This window comes from Staphylococcus caseorum, assembly GCF_049943195.1.
Lineage (GTDB): Bacteria > Bacillota > Bacilli > Staphylococcales > Staphylococcaceae > Staphylococcus > Staphylococcus equorum_A.
The window spans coordinates 1,991,408-2,013,248 of sequence record NZ_JBNFUA010000001.1 but is presented as its reverse complement, the minus strand read 5'-3'; the positions used below and the strand labels follow the sequence as shown (position 1 = coordinate 2,013,248).

Below are 21,841 nucleotides of genomic sequence, written 5' to 3'. Positions count from 1 at the left end.
ATCAAAGGTTGAAAATTAAACGTCACAAGGGGGATGTCGATGCAAATATACTTAAGTACTTTAACTGAAAATGATTATGATACAAGTTTGGAAACAATAAAATCTGCGTTTGAAGATGTCGCTGAATCACAGCATGATGAGCAAGCGTTAGTTGTGAAATTGAGAGAAACTTTAGAATATAACTATGAACTAGAAGTTGTAGCGAAAAATGATGATGGTGAAGTGATTGGTCATATTATGTTATCAGAAATCCAAATCCTTAATGAAGAAACAAGTTTTACTGCATTAGCATTAGCGCCACTATCTGTTTTACCAGCATATAGAAACATGGGGTTGGGAAAAGCACTCGTGCAAGCAGCAGAAGAGCGAGCAAAAGCGCAAGGTTATACTACGATTATTGTCTTAGGAGCTTCGGGATATTATGGCAAATTAGGTTATGAAGAAGCGGAACAATACAATATATATAGTCCATTTGATTTACCTTCAAAAAATTTTATGGTCAAATTCCTTTGGGAACAACTAACAGAGCAACCTAATGGCAAAGTGGTTTATCCAGAATCTTTTAATTGATATTCAAAGTATAAAGTACAATGCTATAATAGTTGATGAATGCTATTGGAGGTGCGAAAGTGAATTATCAAGCTTTATATAGAATGTTCCGACCGCAAAGCTTTGAAGATGTTGTGGGTCAGGAGCATGTAACTAAGACACTACGTAATGCGATTGCTAAAATTAAACAATCCCATGCTTATATATTTAGCGGACCTAGAGGGACAGGTAAAACGAGTATTGCTAAAGTGTTCGCAAAAGCCATAAACTGTCTTGAACGTACCGATGGTGAACCTTGTAATGAATGTGCAATATGTAAGGGTATCACGCGAGGAACGAATTCAGATGTCATTGAAATTGATGCTGCAAGTAATAACGGTGTAGATGAGATAAGAAATATTAGAGATAAAGTTAAATATGCACCTAGTGAATCGAAGTTCAAAGTATATATTATAGATGAGGTACACATGCTAACAACAGGTGCTTTTAACGCGTTACTTAAAACGTTAGAAGAGCCACCAGCACATGCAATATTTATATTAGCGACGACAGAACCTCACAAAATACCTCCGACAATTATTTCAAGATCACAAAGGTTTGATTTTAAAGCGATTAGTGAAGATGAAATTGTTGAACGTTTAAAGTTTGTAGCGGACTCACAAGAAATAGAATACGATACAGCGGCATTGGAATTTATTGCGAAGGCATCAGAAGGTGGTATGCGTGATGCGTTAAGTATTATGGATCAAGCCATTGCTTTTGGAGATGAGCATCTCACGTTACAAGATGCGCTGAACGTAACCGGTAGTGTAGATGCCAGTGCTTTAAATGAATTGCTTAAAGAAGTAGTTCAAGGTGATGTAAAAAGCGCTTTTTCAACTTATCATCAATTCATATCACAAGGTAAAGAAGTCAATCGTTTGATTAACGATATGATTTACTTTGTGAGAGATACGATTATGAATAAGACTTCTAATGTAGAAACTGAATATGATGCATTAATGCATTTTGATTTAGATGTTCTTTACAAAATGATTGATATCATCAATGATACACTCGTTTCGATTCGATTCAGTGTAAACCAAAGTGTACATTTCGAAGTATTACTAGTTAAAATCGCTGAAATGATAAAAGAAAAACCCGAGAATGTTCAAACTGTAGCGACTACAGGTATTGCAACAGAACCTAATAATGATGTGCTGTTGCAAAGAATGGAACAGTTAGAAAGTGAATTGAAGACAATAAAAGCGCAAGGTGTGACGACTAGCAACACGCCTCAACAGACTAAACGAACTACTAACAAAGGTGGACAGTCTAAGAACGCTTTTTCTATGCAACAAATTGCTAAAGTATTAGACAAAGCCAATAAAGATGATATTAAGCAATTGAAAGACCATTGGGAAGAGGTTATTAATCATGCGAAAGGCAATGATATGAAATCATTAGTGAGCCTCTTGCAAAATTCTGAACCTGTTGCGGCAAGTGAAACGCATGTTCTGATTAAGTTTGAAGAAGAAATACACTGCGAAATTGTTAATAAAGATGATGAAAAACGGGAAAATATTGAGAATGTTGTTTGTAAAATCATCGATAAAACAGTCAAAGTTGTAGGTGTACCTGCCGATCAATGGATGAGAGTTAGAACAGAGTATCTACAAAATAGAAAGAGTAGCACCTCAACAGAAGGTGAAAGTGATAGTCAAGCTTCTACTCCAGAAGTAGCGGAAGAAGTTGACGTTGTTCAAAAAGCTAAAGATTTATTTGGTGAGAGTACTGTAAATGTAATAGATGAAGAGTGATACATGACAATGAATAAAAAGGCATGTATAATGAGACGAAAGAATAACCATAAAAATGATATAGAAGATTCAAGGAGGAAAAATTTATGCGCGGTGGCGGAAATATGCAACAGATGATGAAACAAATGCAAAAAATGCAAAAGAAAATGGGCGAAGAGCAAGAGAAATTAAAAGAAGAGAAAGTCCAAGGTACAGCTGGCGGTGGCATGGTAACTGTAACAGTATCAGGCCATAAAGAAGTACTAGATGTAGAAATAAAAGAAGAAGCGGTAGATCCAGACGACGTTGAAATGTTACAAGACTTAGTGATTGCTGCAACGAATGAAGCAATGAATAAAGCTGATGAACTTACACAAGAACGCTTAGGCAAGCACACTCAAGGCTTAAACATTCCTGGAATGTGATCATATGCACTATCCTGAACCGATTTCAAAACTTATTGACAGTTTCATGAAACTGCCAGGCATTGGGCCGAAGACCGCTCAACGTCTGGCGTTTCATGTATTAGATATGAAAGAAGACGATGTTGTCCAATTTGCCAAATCTTTAGTGGATGTTAAACGAGAACTTACCTATTGTAGTGAATGCGGACATATAACTGAACAAGATCCATGTTACATTTGCCAAGATAAACAGAGAGATCGCACAATTATTTGTGTAGTTGAAGATGATAAAGATGTCATTGCTATGGAGAAGATGCGTGAATATAAAGGTTTATATCACGTCTTACATGGCTCTATTTCTCCAATGGATGGTATTGGACCAGAGGATATTAATATACCGAGTTTAATTAATCGTTTGAAAGATGAAGAAGTTAAAGAGCTTATCTTAGCGATGAACCCAAACCTAGAAGGTGAATCTACAGCGATGTATATCTCGAGGTTAGTAAAACCAATTGGTGTTACTGTAACGAGATTAGCTCAAGGTCTTTCTGTAGGTGGCGATTTAGAATACGCTGATGAAGTTACATTGTCGAAAGCGATTATGGGCCGCACAGAGATGTAGTACGCTATTAAACATATATACAAATAAAAAGATGTAAAAGAATTTAAAGTACGCGTAATAAGCGTTTTTCAAGTGTTTATAGGTGGTTTTTAGATGCTTATTATCTACAAAGCGAACTTTAAATGAGAAGGAGATATTAAAGTATGTTTATTGGCGTTCGAAGGCTGTTATGAGCGGGTTAAAGTGTAAATTTTATAGTTGTTAAAAGGTTTTGATGCGTGTATAGTATTACTAGTAGAGCGAAACAACAAGTCAAACACAACAAACACAAAAAAGAAATACGAAACACAACGAAAATTAATTTAAAAAGTTCTTGACTTCCTGAGTCATAACCTGTAGAATTAATTCTTGTGATTAAGAAATGAACATTGAAAACTGAATTGCAATATGTCAACGTTAATTCCGAACGCAACATTAAATTGTTGGTTCAAACGTGTTAGAGATAACACACAAATTAGTATTTTATGAGCTAATCAAACATCATAATTCATTTATGGAGAGTTTGATCCTGGCTCAGGATGAACGCTGGCGGCGTGCCTAATACATGCAAGTCGAGCGAACGGATAAGGAGCTTGCTCCTTTGAAGTTAGCGGCGGACGGGTGAGTAACACGTGGGTAACCTACCTATAAGACTGGAATAACTTCGGGAAACCGGAGCTAATGCCGGATAACATTTGGAACCGCATGGTTCTAAAGTAAAAGATGGTTTTGCTATCACTTATAGATGGACCCGCGCCGTATTAGCTAGTTGGTAAGGTAACGGCTTACCAAGGCAACGATACGTAGCCGACCTGAGAGGGTGATCGGCCACACTGGAACTGAGACACGGTCCAGACTCCTACGGGAGGCAGCAGTAGGGAATCTTCCGCAATGGACGAAAGTCTGACGGAGCAACGCCGCGTGAGTGATGAAGGTTTTCGGATCGTAAAACTCTGTTATTAGGGAAGAACAAATGCGTAAGTAACTGTGCGCATCTTGACGGTACCTAATCAGAAAGCCACGGCTAACTACGTGCCAGCAGCCGCGGTAATACGTAGGTGGCAAGCGTTATCCGGAATTATTGGGCGTAAAGCGCGCGTAGGCGGTTTCTTAAGTCTGATGTGAAAGCCCACGGCTCAACCGTGGAGGGTCATTGGAAACTGGGAAACTTGAGTACAGAAGAGGAAAGTGGAATTCCATGTGTAGCGGTGAAATGCGCAGAGATATGGAGGAACACCAGTGGCGAAGGCGACTTTCTGGTCTGTAACTGACGCTGATGTGCGAAAGCGTGGGGATCAAACAGGATTAGATACCCTGGTAGTCCACGCCGTAAACGATGAGTGCTAAGTGTTAGGGGGTTTCCGCCCCTTAGTGCTGCAGCTAACGCATTAAGCACTCCGCCTGGGGAGTACGACCGCAAGGTTGAAACTCAAAGGAATTGACGGGGACCCGCACAAGCGGTGGAGCATGTGGTTTAATTCGAAGCAACGCGAAGAACCTTACCAAATCTTGACATCCTTTGAAAACTCTAGAGATAGAGCCTTCCCCTTCGGGGGACAAAGTGACAGGTGGTGCATGGTTGTCGTCAGCTCGTGTCGTGAGATGTTGGGTTAAGTCCCGCAACGAGCGCAACCCTTAAACTTAGTTGCCAGCATTTAGTTGGGCACTCTAGGTTGACTGCCGGTGACAAACCGGAGGAAGGTGGGGATGACGTCAAATCATCATGCCCCTTATGATTTGGGCTACACACGTGCTACAATGGACAATACAAAGGGCAGCTAAACCGCGAGGTCATGCAAATCCCATAAAGTTGTTCTCAGTTCGGATTGTAGTCTGCAACTCGACTACATGAAGCTGGAATCGCTAGTAATCGTAGATCAGCATGCTACGGTGAATACGTTCCCGGGTCTTGTACACACCGCCCGTCACACCACGAGAGTTTGTAACACCCGAAGCCGGTGGAGTAACCATTTATGGAGCTAGCCGTCGAAGGTGGGACAAATGATTGGGGTGAAGTCGTAACAAGGTAGCCGTATCGGAAGGTGCGGCTGGATCACCTCCTTTCTAAGGATATATTCGGAACATCTTCCTTGAGAAGATGAAGAGGAATGACATTGACATATTGCATTCGGTTTTGAATGCTCATTACGAGTATTCATTGCGTTATTTTGTACATTGAAAACTAGATATGTAAGTAAAATTTATGATTTTACCAAGCAAAACCGAGTGAATTAGAGTTTTAAAAAGCTTGAATTCAAAAAAATAGAAATAATCGCTAGTGTTCGAAAGAACACTCACAGATTAATAACATTTTAGGTTTTCAACCGATTTTTTCGTGTTGAAGGTCGAAAAGATTAAGTTATTAAGGGCGCACGGTGGATGCCTTGGCACTAGAAGCCTACGAAGGACGTTACTAACGACGATATGCTTTGGGGAGCTGTAAGTAAGCTTTGATCCAGAGATTTCCGAATGGGGAAACCCAACACGAGTTATGTCGTGTTATCGATATGTGAATACATAGCATATCTGAAGGCAGACGCGGGGAACTGAAACATCTTAGTACCCGCAGGAAGAGAAAGAAAAATCGATTCCCTGAGTAGCGGCGAGCGAAACGGGAAGAGCCCAAACCAACGAGCTTGCTTGTTGGGGTTGTAGGACACTCTATACGGAGTTACAAAAGAACAAATTAGACGAATCATCTGGAAAGATGAATCAAAGAAGGTAATAATCCTGTAGTCGAAAGTTTGTTCACTCTTGAGTGGATCCTGAGTACGACGGAACACGAGAAATTCCGTCGGAATCCGGGAGGACCATCTCCCAAGGCTAAATACTCTCTAGTGACCGATAGTGAACCAGTACCGTGAGGGAAAGGTGAAAAGTACCCCGGAAGGGGAGTGAAATAGAACTTGAAACCGTGTGCTTACAAGTAGTCAGAGCCCGTTAATGGGTGATGGCGTGCCTTTTGTAGAATGAACCGGCGAGTTACGATTTGATGCAAGGTTAAGCAGTTAATGTGGAGCCGTAGCGAAAGCGAGTCTGAATAGGGCGTTGAGTATTTGGTCGTAGACCCGAAACCAGGTGATCTACCCATGACCAGGCTGAAGTTCAGGTAACACTGAATGGAGGGCCGAACCGACTTACGTTGAAAAGTGAGCGGATGAGTTGTGGGTAGCGGAGAAATTCCAATCGAACCTGGAGATAGCTGGTTCTCTCCGAAATAGCTTTAGGGCTAGCCTTAAGTAATGATTATTGGAGGTAGAGCACTGTTTGGACGAGGGGCCCTTATCGGGTTACCGAATTCAGACAAACTCCGAATGCCAATCAATTTTATCTTAGGAGTTAGAACGCGGGTGATAAGGTCCGTGTTCGAAAGGGAAACAGCCCAGACCACCAGCTAAGGTCCCAAAATATATGTTAAGTGGAAAAGGATGTGGCGTTGCCCAGACAACTAGTATGTTGGCTTAGAAGCAGCCATCATTTAAAGAGTGCGTAATAGCTCACTAGTCGAGTGACACTGCGCCGAAAATGTACCGGGGCTAAACATATTACCGAAGCTGTGGATTGTCCGTAAGGACAGTGGTAGGAGAGCGTTCTAAGGGCGTTGAAGCATGATCGCAAGGACATGTGGAGCGCTTAGAAGTGAGAATGCCGGTGTGAGTAGCGAAAGACGGGTGAGAATCCCGTCCACCGATTGACTAAGGTTTCCAGAGGAAGGCTCGTCCGCTCTGGGTTAGTCGGGTCCTAAGCTGAGGCCGATAGGCGTAGGCGATGGATAACAGGTTGATATTCCTGTACCACCAAATTTCGTTTTAAGCGATGGGGGGACGCAGTAGGATAGGCGAAGCGTACTATTGGATTGTACGTCCAAGCAATGAGACTGAGTGTTAGGCAAATCCGGCACTCTTAAGGTCAAGTTGTGATGGGGAGAGGAAATTGTTTCCTCGAGTCGTTGATTTCACACTGCCAAGAAAAGCCTCTAGCTAGAATTTTGGTGCCCGTACCGCAAACCGACACAGGTAGTCAAGATGAGAATTCTAAGGTGAGCGAGCGAACTCTCGTTAAGGAACTCGGCAAAATGACCCCGTAACTTCGGGAGAAGGGGTGCTCTTTAGGGTTAACGCCCAGGAGAGCCGCAGTGAATAGGCCCAAGCGACTGTTTATCAAAAACACAGGTCTCTGCTAAACCGTAAGGTGATGTATAGGGGCTGACGCCTGCCCGGTGCTGGAAGGTTAAGAGGAGTGGTTAGCTTCGGCGAAGCTACGAATCGAAGCCCCAGTAAACGGCGGCCGTAACTATAACGGTCCTAAGGTAGCGAAATTCCTTGTCGGGTAAGTTCCGACCCGCACGAAAGGCGTAACGATTTGGGCACTGTCTCAACGAGAGACTCGGTGAAATCATAGTACCTGTGAAGATGCAGGTTACCCGCGACAGGACGGAAAGACCCCGTGGAGCTTTACTGTAGTCTGATATTGAAATTCGGTACAACTTGTACAGGATAGGTAGGAGCCTTTGAAACGTGAGCGCCAGCTTACGTCGAGGCGTTGGTGGGATACTACCCTTGCTGTGTTGGATTTCTAACCCGCACCATTTATCATGGTGGGAGACAGTGTCAGATGGACAGTTTGACTGGGGCGGTCGCCTCCTAAAGAGTAACGGAGGCGCTCAAAGGTTTCCTCAGAATGGTTGGAAATCATTCATAGAGTGTAAAGGCATAAGGAAGCTTGACTGCGAGACTTACAAGTCGAGCAGGGTCGAAAGACGGACTTAGTGATCCGGTGGTTCCGCATGGAAGGGCCATCGCTCAACGGATAAAAGCTACCCCGGGGATAACAGGCTTATCTCCCCCAAGAGTTCACATCGACGGGGAGGTTTGGCACCTCGATGTCGGCTCATCGCATCCTGGGGCTGTAGTCGGTCCCAAGGGTTGGGCTGTTCGCCCATTAAAGCGGTACGCGAGCTGGGTTCAGAACGTCGTGAGACAGTTCGGTCCCTATCCGTCGTGGGCGCAGGAAATTTGAGAGGAGCTGTCCTTAGTACGAGAGGACCGGGATGGACATACCTCTGGTGTACCAGTTGTCGTGCCAACGGCATCGCTGGGTAGCTATGTATGGACGGGATAAGTGCTGAAAGCATCTAAGCATGAAGCCCCCCTCAAGATGAGATTTCCCAACTTCGGTTATAAGATCCCTCAAAGATGATGAGGTTAATAGGTTCGAGGTGGAAGCATAGCGATATGTGGAGCTGACGAATACTAATCGATCGAAGACTTAATCAAATTTAAAAAGTGTTTTGTTTGGCATTATCAAATTTTACTTACTATCTAGTTTTGAATGTATAATTTTTTATACAGTTCATTGTCTGGTGACAATGGCAAGGAGGTCACACCTGTTCCCATGCCGAACACAGTAGTTAAGCTCCTTAGCGCCGATGGTAGTCGGACTTACGTTCCGCAAGAGTAGGACGTTGCCAGGCAATTAAGGACCCGAAAGGGTCTTTTTTTTATGGATAAAAAGAGCTTAACTACCAGGGTTACAAGAGTGAAGCGATTGCATAAGAACTACTAATTTCGCAAGCGAAAAAGTGGTTCTTTATAAATTAAAAAGTGGTAGTTTATAGGAATAGAAGAGTTGAAGGCTATATTAAATGTGATTTATTTTTGGGTTAAGTAAATAAAGTATTCTAGAGTTCTAGTTAACATTTAGTATTCACTTAATTTACTACTGCATAGAGTGAAATTTTTTTCGCTTATATTATCCAAAAGGGCTTATCAATATATAACTTTTCAACTGATATAAGAATTAGAGTATCATCTCTTTTATGTATGGAATTTCCATTTGTGAGTTTTCAATGTGTTAATATAAATTTGTTTAATAGTTTTGATATTCATAAGATCAAAGACATAGGTTGTTTTTTACTTGATCTATAAATTTTTAAGTATGTTTTAAAAGATGAAAAATTATTGGAAGAATAATTAGAGCAATATTTTAGAGATTTTCACTTTTATTATTTGGAAGAATTAGAGTATATAAATTATGAATAGAGAAAAAGTTTAAAAAAACATAGTGAGCAACGAGAAATAAAATAGTGAATAATCTTCCAAATAGAGTGATATATAGTTATTTTAGAAAGGGATTAGCCTTCCTTGTATTTGGATTTATTACATTGAAAAAGCTGTAGTTACTAGAGATTCGACTATAATATAGTCTTAATGAATTAGATTTGTTTAATAAATGTAAGTTTTGTAGCGATAGTGTAAATTTTACTGTTGTTAAAAGCTTTTTATGCGTGTATAGTATTACTAGTCGAGCGAAACAACACGACAAACACAAAAAGAAATACGAAACACAACGAAAATTAATTTTAAAAAGTTCTTGACTTTCTGAGTCATAACCTGTAGAATTAAGTCTTGTGATTAAGAAATGAACATTGAAAACTGAATTGCAATATGTCAACGTTAATTCCGAACGCAACATTAAATTGTTGGTTCAAACGTGTTAGAGATAACACACAAATTAGTATTTTATGAGCTAATCAAACATCATAATTCATTTATGGAGAGTTTGATCCTGGCTCAGGATGAACGCTGGCGGCGTGCCTAATACATGCAAGTCGAGCGAACGGATAAGGAGCTTGCTCCTTTGAAGTTAGCGGCGGACGGGTGAGTAACACGTGGGTAACCTACCTATAAGACTGGAATAACTTCGGGAAACCGGAGCTAATGCCGGATAACATTTGGAACCGCATGGTTCTAAAGTAAAAGATGGTTTTGCTATCACTTATAGATGGACCCGCGCCGTATTAGCTAGTTGGTAAGGTAACGGCTTACCAAGGCAACGATACGTAGCCGACCTGAGAGGGTGATCGGCCACACTGGAACTGAGACACGGTCCAGACTCCTACGGGAGGCAGCAGTAGGGAATCTTCCGCAATGGACGAAAGTCTGACGGAGCAACGCCGCGTGAGTGATGAAGGTTTTCGGATCGTAAAACTCTGTTATTAGGGAAGAACAAATGCGTAAGTAACTGTGCGCATCTTGACGGTACCTAATCAGAAAGCCACGGCTAACTACGTGCCAGCAGCCGCGGTAATACGTAGGTGGCAAGCGTTATCCGGAATTATTGGGCGTAAAGCGCGCGTAGGCGGTTTCTTAAGTCTGATGTGAAAGCCCACGGCTCAACCGTGGAGGGTCATTGGAAACTGGGAAACTTGAGTACAGAAGAGGAAAGTGGAATTCCATGTGTAGCGGTGAAATGCGCAGAGATATGGAGGAACACCAGTGGCGAAGGCGACTTTCTGGTCTGTAACTGACGCTGATGTGCGAAAGCGTGGGGATCAAACAGGATTAGATACCCTGGTAGTCCACGCCGTAAACGATGAGTGCTAAGTGTTAGGGGGTTTCCGCCCCTTAGTGCTGCAGCTAACGCATTAAGCACTCCGCCTGGGGAGTACGACCGCAAGGTTGAAACTCAAAGGAATTGACGGGGACCCGCACAAGCGGTGGAGCATGTGGTTTAATTCGAAGCAACGCGAAGAACCTTACCAAATCTTGACATCCTTTGAAAACTCTAGAGATAGAGCCTTCCCCTTCGGGGGACAAAGTGACAGGTGGTGCATGGTTGTCGTCAGCTCGTGTCGTGAGATGTTGGGTTAAGTCCCGCAACGAGCGCAACCCTTAAACTTAGTTGCCAGCATTTAGTTGGGCACTCTAGGTTGACTGCCGGTGACAAACCGGAGGAAGGTGGGGATGACGTCAAATCATCATGCCCCTTATGATTTGGGCTACACACGTGCTACAATGGACAATACAAAGGGCAGCTAAACCGCGAGGTCATGCAAATCCCATAAAGTTGTTCTCAGTTCGGATTGTAGTCTGCAACTCGACTACATGAAGCTGGAATCGCTAGTAATCGTAGATCAGCATGCTACGGTGAATACGTTCCCGGGTCTTGTACACACCGCCCGTCACACCACGAGAGTTTGTAACACCCGAAGCCGGTGGAGTAACCATTTATGGAGCTAGCCGTCGAAGGTGGGACAAATGATTGGGGTGAAGTCGTAACAAGGTAGCCGTATCGGAAGGTGCGGCTGGATCACCTCCTTTCTAAGGATATATTCGGAACATCTTCCTTGAGAAGATGAAGAGGAATGACATTGACATATTGCATTCGGTTTTGAATGCTCATTACGAGTATTCATTGCGTTATTTTGTACATTGAAAACTAGATATGTAAGTAAAATTTATGATTTTACCAAGCAAAACCGAGTGAATTAGAGTTTTAAAAAGCTTGAATTCAAAAAAATAGAAATAATCGCTAGTGTTCGAAAGAACACTCACAGATTAATAACATTTTAGGTTTTCAACCGATTTTTTCGTGTTGAAGGTCGAAAAGATTAAGTTATTAAGGGCGCACGGTGGATGCCTTGGCACTAGAAGCCTACGAAGGACGTTACTAACGACGATATGCTTTGGGGAGCTGTAAGTAAGCTTTGATCCAGAGATTTCCGAATGGGGAAACCCAACACGAGTTATGTCGTGTTATCGATATGTGAATACATAGCATATCTGAAGGCAGACGCGGGGAACTGAAACATCTTAGTACCCGCAGGAAGAGAAAGAAAAATCGATTCCCTGAGTAGCGGCGAGCGAAACGGGAAGAGCCCAAACCAACGAGCTTGCTTGTTGGGGTTGTAGGACACTCTATACGGAGTTACAAAAGAACAAATTAGACGAATCATCTGGAAAGATGAATCAAAGAAGGTAATAATCCTGTAGTCGAAAGTTTGTTCACTCTTGAGTGGATCCTGAGTACGACGGAACACGAGAAATTCCGTCGGAATCCGGGAGGACCATCTCCCAAGGCTAAATACTCTCTAGTGACCGATAGTGAACCAGTACCGTGAGGGAAAGGTGAAAAGTACCCCGGAAGGGGAGTGAAATAGAACTTGAAACCGTGTGCTTACAAGTAGTCAGAGCCCGTTAATGGGTGATGGCGTGCCTTTTGTAGAATGAACCGGCGAGTTACGATTTGATGCAAGGTTAAGCAGTTAATGTGGAGCCGTAGCGAAAGCGAGTCTGAATAGGGCGTTGAGTATTTGGTCGTAGACCCGAAACCAGGTGATCTACCCATGACCAGGCTGAAGTTCAGGTAACACTGAATGGAGGGCCGAACCGACTTACGTTGAAAAGTGAGCGGATGAGTTGTGGGTAGCGGAGAAATTCCAATCGAACCTGGAGATAGCTGGTTCTCTCCGAAATAGCTTTAGGGCTAGCCTTAAGTAATGATTATTGGAGGTAGAGCACTGTTTGGACGAGGGGCCCTTATCGGGTTACCGAATTCAGACAAACTCCGAATGCCAATCAATTTTATCTTAGGAGTTAGAACGCGGGTGATAAGGTCCGTGTTCGAAAGGGAAACAGCCCAGACCACCAGCTAAGGTCCCAAAATATATGTTAAGTGGAAAAGGATGTGGCGTTGCCCAGACAACTAGTATGTTGGCTTAGAAGCAGCCATCATTTAAAGAGTGCGTAATAGCTCACTAGTCGAGTGACACTGCGCCGAAAATGTACCGGGGCTAAACATATTACCGAAGCTGTGGATTGTCCGTAAGGACAGTGGTAGGAGAGCGTTCTAAGGGCGTTGAAGCATGATCGCAAGGACATGTGGAGCGCTTAGAAGTGAGAATGCCGGTGTGAGTAGCGAAAGACGGGTGAGAATCCCGTCCACCGATTGACTAAGGTTTCCAGAGGAAGGCTCGTCCGCTCTGGGTTAGTCGGGTCCTAAGCTGAGGCCGATAGGCGTAGGCGATGGATAACAGGTTGATATTCCTGTACCACCAAATTTCGTTTTAAGCGATGGGGGGACGCAGTAGGATAGGCGAAGCGTACTATTGGATTGTACGTCCAAGCAATGAGACTGAGTGTTAGGCAAATCCGGCACTCTTAAGGTCAAGTTGTGATGGGGAGAGGAAATTGTTTCCTCGAGTCGTTGATTTCACACTGCCAAGAAAAGCCTCTAGCTAGAATTTTGGTGCCCGTACCGCAAACCGACACAGGTAGTCAAGATGAGAATTCTAAGGTGAGCGAGCGAACTCTCGTTAAGGAACTCGGCAAAATGACCCCGTAACTTCGGGAGAAGGGGTGCTCTTTAGGGTTAACGCCCAGGAGAGCCGCAGTGAATAGGCCCAAGCGACTGTTTATCAAAAACACAGGTCTCTGCTAAACCGTAAGGTGATGTATAGGGGCTGACGCCTGCCCGGTGCTGGAAGGTTAAGAGGAGTGGTTAGCTTCGGCGAAGCTACGAATCGAAGCCCCAGTAAACGGCGGCCGTAACTATAACGGTCCTAAGGTAGCGAAATTCCTTGTCGGGTAAGTTCCGACCCGCACGAAAGGCGTAACGATTTGGGCACTGTCTCAACGAGAGACTCGGTGAAATCATAGTACCTGTGAAGATGCAGGTTACCCGCGACAGGACGGAAAGACCCCGTGGAGCTTTACTGTAGTCTGATATTGAAATTCGGTACAACTTGTACAGGATAGGTAGGAGCCTTTGAAACGTGAGCGCCAGCTTACGTCGAGGCGTTGGTGGGATACTACCCTTGCTGTGTTGGATTTCTAACCCGCACCATTTATCATGGTGGGAGACAGTGTCAGATGGACAGTTTGACTGGGGCGGTCGCCTCCTAAAGAGTAACGGAGGCGCTCAAAGGTTTCCTCAGAATGGTTGGAAATCATTCATAGAGTGTAAAGGCATAAGGAAGCTTGACTGCGAGACTTACAAGTCGAGCAGGGTCGAAAGACGGACTTAGTGATCCGGTGGTTCCGCATGGAAGGGCCATCGCTCAACGGATAAAAGCTACCCCGGGGATAACAGGCTTATCTCCCCCAAGAGTTCACATCGACGGGGAGGTTTGGCACCTCGATGTCGGCTCATCGCATCCTGGGGCTGTAGTCGGTCCCAAGGGTTGGGCTGTTCGCCCATTAAAGCGGTACGCGAGCTGGGTTCAGAACGTCGTGAGACAGTTCGGTCCCTATCCGTCGTGGGCGCAGGAAATTTGAGAGGAGCTGTCCTTAGTACGAGAGGACCGGGATGGACATACCTCTGGTGTACCAGTTGTCGTGCCAACGGCATCGCTGGGTAGCTATGTATGGACGGGATAAGTGCTGAAAGCATCTAAGCATGAAGCCCCCCTCAAGATGAGATTTCCCAACTTCGGTTATAAGATCCCTCAAAGATGATGAGGTTAATAGGTTCGAGGTGGAAGCATAGCGATATGTGGAGCTGACGAATACTAATCGATCGAAGACTTAATCAAATTTAAAAAGTGTTTTGTTTGGCATTATCAAATTTTACTTACTATCTAGTTTTGAATGTATAATTTTTTATACAGTTCATTGTCTGGTGACAATGGCAAGGAGGTCACACCTGTTCCCATGCCGAACACAGTAGTTAAGCTCCTTAGCGCCGATGGTAGTCGGACTCACGTTCCGCAAGAGTAGGACGTTGCCAGGCAATTAAGGACCCGAAAGGGTCTTTTTTTTTATGGATAAAAAGAGCTTAACTACCAGTTCGAAGAACTGAAAACCTGATTTAAGATATGAACACATAAGCTTAAGCTCATGTGTAAGAACTACTAATCCCAATGAGATTGGGAAGTAGTTCTTTAGAAGCTGACGAACTTAGCGAAAGACGCGACGAGCTTACAAGTGGTAAGTGAGTAAGTGTCTTTTTTTGAGTGAAAAATTAGTGAAGCTTGATTAAAGACGAAGTTTTTTATATGCAGTACATTTAGGATTAGAGGTAGGGACAAACACATATTCCACTCTCTATATGTTAAAATATAATGAACTATAGGAGCTGGAATTATTTCTTGAAAAGCGAGGATACATATGAAATTACCATTAACTAATAAACTTAATGATATATTAAATAGAAATCCGATTTCGATGCATGTACCTGGGCATAAAAATATGACAATCGGTTATTTAGAACAATTAAATTTTAAAATGGATATGACTGAGATTACAGAATTAGATGATTTACATCACCCTGATGAAGTGATAGCACAAAGTATGGAAGGTTTAGAGAAACATCCTGACTATGATGCATATTATTTAGTCAATGGGACTACGTCTGGGATTTTATCAGTAATCCAAGGATTTTCAGGACAAGAGGGGCATTATTCCATAGTTCGGAATGCACATAAATCTGTATTTCATGCTTTGGATTTAACATCAGAGCAGTGTCAATTATTGGAAATGAAAATGAGTGAAAAAACGAACCAATATTTAGGTCCGAATTTGGATGCATTTTTTTCTCAAATAGAACAAACTAAATTAGCAATTCTTACATATCCTAATTATTATGGTGAGTGTTTTGATGTATCTATTGCTATCAAAGGTCTAAAAGAGCACAATATACCTGTATTGATAGATGAAGCACATGGTGCTCATTTTGATTTAGAAGGCTTTCCCAATTCCACTTTAAATATGGGTGCGGATTACGTAGTGCAATCGTATCATAAATCATTACCAGCACTAACAATGAGTTCTATTATATTTATTCATAAGAATGCACCAAGACGGGAAAAGGTTATTAAATATTTGTCCTATTTTCAATCTTCAAGCCCTTCCTATCTATTAATGACGAGTTTGGAATTAGCGCATCAGTTTTATAAAGATTATAACAGTCATCTTTTTTTTGAAAAAAGAGGTCAATTAATTCAAGAGTTAAAAGAAATTGGAGCTGAAATCGTTAAAGTTGAAGATCCACTGAAATTGAATATACGTTGTAATGGTTATACTGGTTTTGAATTACAAAAGCATTTTGAAACTAAATATATTTACGTTGAACTTGCTGATGAACATCAGGTATTGTTCGTTTTGCCTTTATGGCATAAGGAAGATACATATCCATTTGATTTATTAATAGAAAGAATACGACAGATTGAGTTGGAAGAGAGAGAGACACAATCACCTGCTCAGTCCGCGTTTAGAACTGAAGAAGGTACATACCAAGCGGGCGATATAGTTGATACAAAAAGTATCAATATTAGTCATGCTGAATCTAAAGTTTTAGCAACAAATATCGTTCCATATCCTCCTGGCATCCCTGTTATGTTTAAAGGAGAAAAAATTACAGAAAATATGATAAAATTAATGAATTATTGGTATGATAATAATATAAGAGTAGAAGGAATTAAAAATTATAAAATAGAAATTAAGGATGAATAAAATGTCAGCTTTTATAACTTTTGAGGGCCCAGAAGGTTCAGGTAAAACTACAGTCATTCAACAAGTGGCAGAACGGTTAGAAACAGAGTATGATGTTGTACTTACTAGAGAACCTGGTGGTGTTAAAACTGGAGAGCAAATACGTGAAGTATTACTTGAAGGGGACGATATGGATGAGCGCACAGAAGCCTTATTATTTGCGGCGTCAAGGCGCGAACATCTTGTTGGTAAAGTTATACCATCATTAGATGAGGGTAAGTTAGTATTATGTGATCGTTATATAGATAGTTCATTAGCTTATCAAGGTTATGCACGGGGTATAGGAATAGAAGAAGTGAAATCTATTAATGAATTTGCTATCAATGGTTTATATCCAGATAGAACCATTTACCTTGATGTGAGCGTGGAGGTAGGTCGTGACCGTATACTAAAAAATCAGCGAAATCAAAATCGCTTAGATCAAGAAGATGTAATATTTCACGAAAAAGTAGTTGAAGGTTATAGGAAAATTATCCATAATGAGTCTAAACGTTTTATTGTGATTGACGCAAATCGAAGTTTAGAAGAAGTAGTAAATGCGACGTATAAATCTATCAGCAAATACTTAGAAAAATTGTGATATAATATTTGGAAGAGGTGTTTAGTATGAAAATGATTATAGCAATTGTACAAGACCAGGATAGTCAGGAACTGTCGGATAAACTTGTTAAGCATAATTTTAGAGCAACAAAACTTGCAACCACTGGTGGATTTTTAAGAGCTGGTAATACTACGTTCTTATCTGGTGTTGAAGATGATCGCGTGGATGAGATGTTGAAAGTTATCAATGATACTTGTGGTAACAGAGAGCAACTTGTCTCACCTATTACACCGATGGGTGGTAGTGCAGATTCTTATATACCGTATCCGGTTGAAGTAGAAGTTGGAGGCGCAACGGTATTTGTAATGCCTGTTGAAACTTTCCATCAATTCTAAAATCATGGTTGCTTAATATAGTAGCCTCTCAAATTACATTTTAGCTAAAGAGATTTACCTATGGTGATCTTTAGAATGTTTTTTGTAGAGCAACTATATATAAGCAGCCTTTTTATATAAAGGAGTAACTTTATAATGGATGAACGAGAAAGACTGACGAAAGCCTATCAATCAAATAAATTGTCACATGCTTATTTATTTGAGGGTGATGATGGTCAGACAATGCAACAAGTCGCTATTGATTTTACGAAACTTATTTTATGTAATCAAGACAATCAATGTCAGTTAAAGGTAGAAACATTTAATCATCCTGATTTTATGTATATATCCTCTGAAGAGACTACAATAAAGAAAGATCAAATAGAACAGTTATTACATCATATGAATCAATTACCAATAGAAGGTGACTATAAAGTATATATTATTGAATCCTTTGAAAAGTTAACAATTCAAGGTGAAAATAGCATTTTAAAATTTTTAGAGGAACCTCCTGAAAATACCATCGCCATCTTATTAACTACGAAACCTGAGCAAATCTTAGACACAATACATTCGAGATGTCAGCATGTTTATTTTAAACCTATTAATAAAGCTAATTTTATAAATAGATTAGTAGAGCGTGATATTTCGCGTCCAGTAGCTGAATTACTAAGTACATATACTACGCAAATTGAAACGGCAGTTACGCTAAATGAAGAAGCAGATTTAATGGCGCTACGTAAAAGTATTATTAAATGGTGCCAATTACTTTTAACAAATCGACCTATGGCATTGATTGCTATTGTAGATTTATTGAAACAGGCTAAAAACAGAAGGTTACAAATGGTCACATTAGCTGCAGTTAATGGTTTCTTTCAAGATGTTATGCATGCTAAAGTAGGGATGACTGATGATATGATATATCAAGATTTACAAGTCGATGTACAAGAATATACGAAAAAACTAACATATAATCAAATTATTTTGATGTATGATCAAATAACAGAAGCACATAAAAAGTTGAATCAAAATGTGAATCCAACTTTAGTGTTTGAGCAAATCGTAATAAAAGGGGTGAATTAGTTATGCAAAATGTAGTAGGCATTGATTTTCAAAAGTCAGGAAAAATGGAGTATTATTCGCCTCAACACTTTAATTTAGCTGTAGGAGACTGGGTGGTAGTAGAGTCTAAAAGAGGCTTAGAGATGGGGCGTGTAAAATACGAACCGTTAAATGTTGCGGATCAAGATGTAACGTTACCATTAAAAGAAATCGTACGTATTGCAACTGAAGAAGATTTAGTTAGATATGAACAAAATGAGCAAGCTGCAAAAGAAGCTTTGGAATTGTGTAAAGATACGATTCAACAACAACAATTAGAAATGCGTTTGGTTAACTGTGAATTCACATTAGATAAATCAAAAGTAATATTTAATTTTACTTCAGATGAACGTGTTGATTTTAGAAAACTCGTAAAAGTCTTGGCACAGATGTTGAAAACACGTATTGAGTTAAGACAGATAGGTGTTAGAGACGAAGCAAAATTATTGGGTGGCATTGGACCATGTGGACGTTCTTTATGTTGTTCAACATTTTTAGGTGATTTTGAACCAGTATCTATAAAAATGGCTAAGGACCAAAACTTATCTTTAAATCCAACTAAAATTTCGGGAGCATGTGGACGTTTGATGTGTTGTCTCAAGTATGAAAATGATTATTATGAGGAAGCACGTGCACAATTACCTGATGTTGGTGATCCGATTGAAACACCAGAAGGTAACGGTAAAGTGATAGGGTTAAATATTTTAGACATTTCCATGCAAATTAAAGTGGAAGGCCTAGAGCAACCACTAGAATATAAAATGGAAGAATTAGAAACGTTTAATTAGGAGGCCGTTGCAACATTGAATCGAAGCGAGATATTTGAAAAGTTAGCACATTTAGAAGAAAATATTAATCAAATCAACGGTGATATGGTTAATTTGAAAAATCTTACTGTCGAACTCATAGAAGAAAATGTAGCCTTACAAATAGAGAATGAAAATCTAAAAACTTTAATAGATAAAGAAGAAAAACCTAAAAAAATAGAAAGTGGTCATAAAGCACAATATAAGCGACCACTTCGCAGTAAAGATAATTTAGCGATGCTTTATAAAGAGGGTTTTCATATTTGTAATGGTGAGTTATTCGGCAAACATAGAAAAGGTGACGACTGTTTATTTTGTTTGGAAGTGCTGAGTGAATAATTGAAAGAACAAAATTGCCTATAAAACAATATGGAGGAAATGTGATTGAGGATGAGATGTAGCGATAGGCTTGGTTATTAAGCATCGCAGTCTCGTCCTTTTTTTGGAGGATATAATGAATATGCATATGGAAAATGAAAGATTAGATTATTTAATTAAAGAAAAACTAGAAATTATTCAAAATGATGATGTGTTTTCTTTTTCAACAGATGCTTTACTACTTGCACATTTCACAAAATTAAAAAAACAGGATACAATCATGGATTTGTGTTCGGGTAATGGCGTGATACCTTTATTACTTTCTGATAAAGGACAGCAGGCTATAGATGGAATTGAAATACAACAACAACTCGTAGATATGGCACAACGCAGTATCGTACATAACCATCTAGAAAATAGAATTCAGATGCATCATATGGATTTGAAAGAGGCACACAAACAGTTTAATCCAGCGAAATATAGTCTTATTACTTGTAATCCACCGTACTTTAAAGAGAATCAAGCGTTCCAACATCAGAAAGAAGCACATAAGATCGCACGACATGAGATTATGTGTACATTAGAGGATTGTTGTTTTGCAGCAAGACATTTACTGAAACAAGGTGGACGCTTTGTGATGGTACATCGAGCAGAACGTCTTATGGATGTCTTAAGCTATATGAGAGCATACCAGATTGAACCTAAGAAACTTTATTTCATCTATAGTAAGCAAGGCAAAGTTGCGCAAACAATTGTTGTTGAAGGTAGAAAAGGTGGCAATCAAGGGCTAGACATCCAAACGCCATTTTACATATACAATAATGATGGAACGTATACTAAAGAAATGAGAGAAATATATTATGGATAAACATTATATATATATTGTTAAGTGTAAAGATGGAAGTTTATATACTGGTTATGCAAAAGATATAGAAAAAAGGGTAGAAAAGCATAATAAGGGACAAGGCGCCAAATATACTAAAATAAGACGTCCAGTAGAGTTAGTTTATCAAGAAATGTTTGATACGAAATCAGAAGCTTTAAAACGAGAATATGAAATAAAAACGTATTCTAGGCAACAAAAATTAGTATTAATAAGTGAGGGATAACTAATGGCGACACTATATTTAGTAGGAACACCCATAGGGAATTTAGCAGATATTACATATAGAGCTGTAGATATTTTAAGGTCGGTGGATTTGATTGCTTGTGAAGATACAAGAGTGACTAAAAAGTTATGTGCACATTATGATGTTCAAGCACCCCTGAAATCCTATCATGACCACAATAAGGAACAACAAACGGATTACCTAATAGAACAACTGCAGCAGGATGTTAGCATAGCGCTTGTATCAGATGCAGGCTTACCATTGATTAGTGATCCGGGTTACGAACTTGTTGTTGCAGCGAGAGCAAATGAAATTAGAGTGGAAACAGTGCCAGGTCCTAATGCTGGATTGACGGCACTGATGGCGAGTGGCTTACCCTCATTTACTTATACGTTTTTAGGGTTTTTACCACGAAAAGAAAAGCAGAAATTAGATATTTTAGAGCAGCGGATGTTTGAAGATAGTACGCTAATTATTTATGAATCGCCACATCGTGTGAAAGAGACGTTGAAAACAATTCAAAAAGTAGATGAAACTAGAAAAGTTTCACTAGGTAGAGAATTAACTAAAAAGTTTGAGCAAATTGTCACAGGAGAAGTTGGAGAATTACTAAACCAGCTTAATGAAAATCGAATTCCAACTAAAGGTGAATTTGTTGTAGTCATTGAAGGTGCGATAGCTGAAGAAGATACGTCATGGTTTGAAGATATGTCGATACAAGCACATGTGGATTACTATATAAATGAAAATATGAAACCTAAATCTGCAATTAAACAAGTTGCTGAAATGCGTCATATGAAGACTGGCGAAGTTTATGATATTTATCATGAGGTTTCCAATAATTAATCTAAGTCAGATGGATTATTCTTAGGATAAAGTTTCTAAGATAAAGCGAAGAACTTTTACAGGATAAAATCACGTTTAATCAAGAAAAATGAGTTGAAAAACTCCCATAACACGCGTGATTTATGGTAATGTAGACAAGATAG

The 21,841-nt window shown here is 40.3% G+C and carries 13 protein-coding genes and 6 rRNA genes; all 19 read left to right on the top strand.

Annotated elements, in window-relative coordinates; translation table 11 throughout:
- The first annotated feature begins 39 nt into the window (after positions 1–39).
- The gene (locus tag ACP3TL_RS10360) at positions 40–570 is read left to right on the top strand and encodes a GNAT family N-acetyltransferase (RefSeq protein ID WP_069816778.1); all 531 of its coding nucleotides are present in this window, start codon (positions 40–42) and stop codon (positions 568–570) included.
- Between the two features lie 59 nt (positions 571–629).
- Entirely contained in the window at positions 630–2,348 is a 1,719-nt protein-coding gene (dnaX, locus tag ACP3TL_RS10355) for a DNA polymerase III subunit gamma/tau (protein ID WP_069833378.1), read from the top strand.
- A gap of 86 nt (positions 2,349–2,434) precedes the next feature.
- Positions 2,435–2,752, top strand: a complete 318-nt coding sequence (locus tag ACP3TL_RS10350; protein WP_069816781.1) for a YbaB/EbfC family nucleoid-associated protein — start codon at positions 2,435–2,437, stop codon at positions 2,750–2,752.
- A 4-nt stretch (positions 2,753–2,756) separates the two neighbouring features.
- Complete coding sequence (gene recR / locus ACP3TL_RS10345) at positions 2,757–3,353, top strand: recombination mediator RecR (RefSeq protein ID WP_002505985.1); 597 nt, start codon at positions 2,757–2,759, stop codon at positions 3,351–3,353.
- Between the two features lie 490 nt (positions 3,354–3,843).
- A 16S ribosomal RNA gene (locus ACP3TL_RS10340) occupies positions 3,844–5,396 on the top strand.
- Positions 5,397–5,684: 288 nt separating this feature from the next.
- Positions 5,685–8,608, top strand: a 23S ribosomal RNA gene (locus ACP3TL_RS10335).
- Positions 8,609–8,690: 82 nt separating this feature from the next.
- Positions 8,691–8,805 (top strand): 5S ribosomal RNA (gene rrf, locus ACP3TL_RS10330).
- A 1,076-nt stretch (positions 8,806–9,881) separates the two neighbouring features.
- Positions 9,882–11,434 (top strand): 16S ribosomal RNA (locus ACP3TL_RS10325).
- A gap of 288 nt (positions 11,435–11,722) precedes the next feature.
- Positions 11,723–14,646 (top strand): 23S ribosomal RNA (locus ACP3TL_RS10320).
- Positions 14,647–14,728: 82 nt separating this feature from the next.
- Positions 14,729–14,843 (top strand): 5S ribosomal RNA (rrf, locus tag ACP3TL_RS10315).
- The 16S, 23S and 5S rRNA genes sit together here, the layout of an rRNA operon.
- Positions 14,844–15,220: 377 nt before the next feature.
- Positions 15,221–16,564 carry an Orn/Lys/Arg family decarboxylase gene (locus tag ACP3TL_RS10310; protein WP_069833245.1) on the top strand — a complete coding sequence of 448 codons (1,344 nt, stop codon included), beginning with the start codon at positions 15,221–15,223 and terminating at the stop codon, positions 16,562–16,564.
- A 1-nt stretch (position 16,565) separates the two neighbouring features.
- Positions 16,566–17,183 carry a dTMP kinase gene (gene tmk / locus ACP3TL_RS10305; RefSeq protein ID WP_069826473.1) on the top strand — a complete coding sequence of 206 codons (618 nt, stop codon included), beginning with the start codon at positions 16,566–16,568 and terminating at the stop codon, positions 17,181–17,183.
- Positions 17,184–17,209: 26 nt separating this feature from the next.
- Entirely contained in the window at positions 17,210–17,539 is a 330-nt protein-coding gene (locus tag ACP3TL_RS10300) for a cyclic di-AMP receptor DarA (RefSeq protein ID WP_002508726.1), read from the top strand.
- Positions 17,540–17,674: 135 nt separating this feature from the next.
- The gene (locus ACP3TL_RS10295) at positions 17,675–18,601 is read left to right on the top strand and encodes a DNA polymerase III subunit delta' C-terminal domain-containing protein (RefSeq protein WP_069818269.1); all 927 of its coding nucleotides are present in this window, start codon (positions 17,675–17,677) and stop codon (positions 18,599–18,601) included.
- Positions 18,602–18,603: 2 nt separating this feature from the next.
- Positions 18,604–19,407: a PSP1 domain-containing protein gene (locus tag ACP3TL_RS10290; RefSeq protein ID WP_069833244.1), complete on the top strand. Its 804-nt coding sequence runs from the start codon at positions 18,604–18,606 to the stop codon at positions 19,405–19,407.
- A gap of 15 nt (positions 19,408–19,422) precedes the next feature.
- Positions 19,423–19,764 (top strand): DNA replication initiation control protein YabA, encoded by a 342-nt coding sequence (gene yabA / locus ACP3TL_RS10285; protein ID WP_002508729.1) that lies wholly within the window; start codon positions 19,423–19,425, stop codon positions 19,762–19,764.
- Positions 19,765–19,885: 121 nt separating this feature from the next.
- Positions 19,886–20,611: a tRNA1(Val) (adenine(37)-N6)-methyltransferase gene (locus ACP3TL_RS10280; protein ID WP_069818272.1), complete on the top strand. Its 726-nt coding sequence runs from the start codon at positions 19,886–19,888 to the stop codon at positions 20,609–20,611.
- Positions 20,604–20,852 carry a GIY-YIG nuclease family protein gene (locus ACP3TL_RS10275; protein ID WP_002508731.1) on the top strand — a complete coding sequence of 83 codons (249 nt, stop codon included), beginning with the start codon at positions 20,604–20,606 and terminating at the stop codon, positions 20,850–20,852. Before ACP3TL_RS10280 ends, ACP3TL_RS10275 begins: the two co-directional genes overlap by 8 nt.
- A gap of 3 nt (positions 20,853–20,855) precedes the next feature.
- Complete coding sequence (rsmI, locus tag ACP3TL_RS10270) at positions 20,856–21,698, top strand: 16S rRNA (cytidine(1402)-2'-O)-methyltransferase (RefSeq protein ID WP_069818267.1); 843 nt, start codon at positions 20,856–20,858, stop codon at positions 21,696–21,698.
- Positions 21,699–21,841 lie beyond the last annotated feature (143 nt).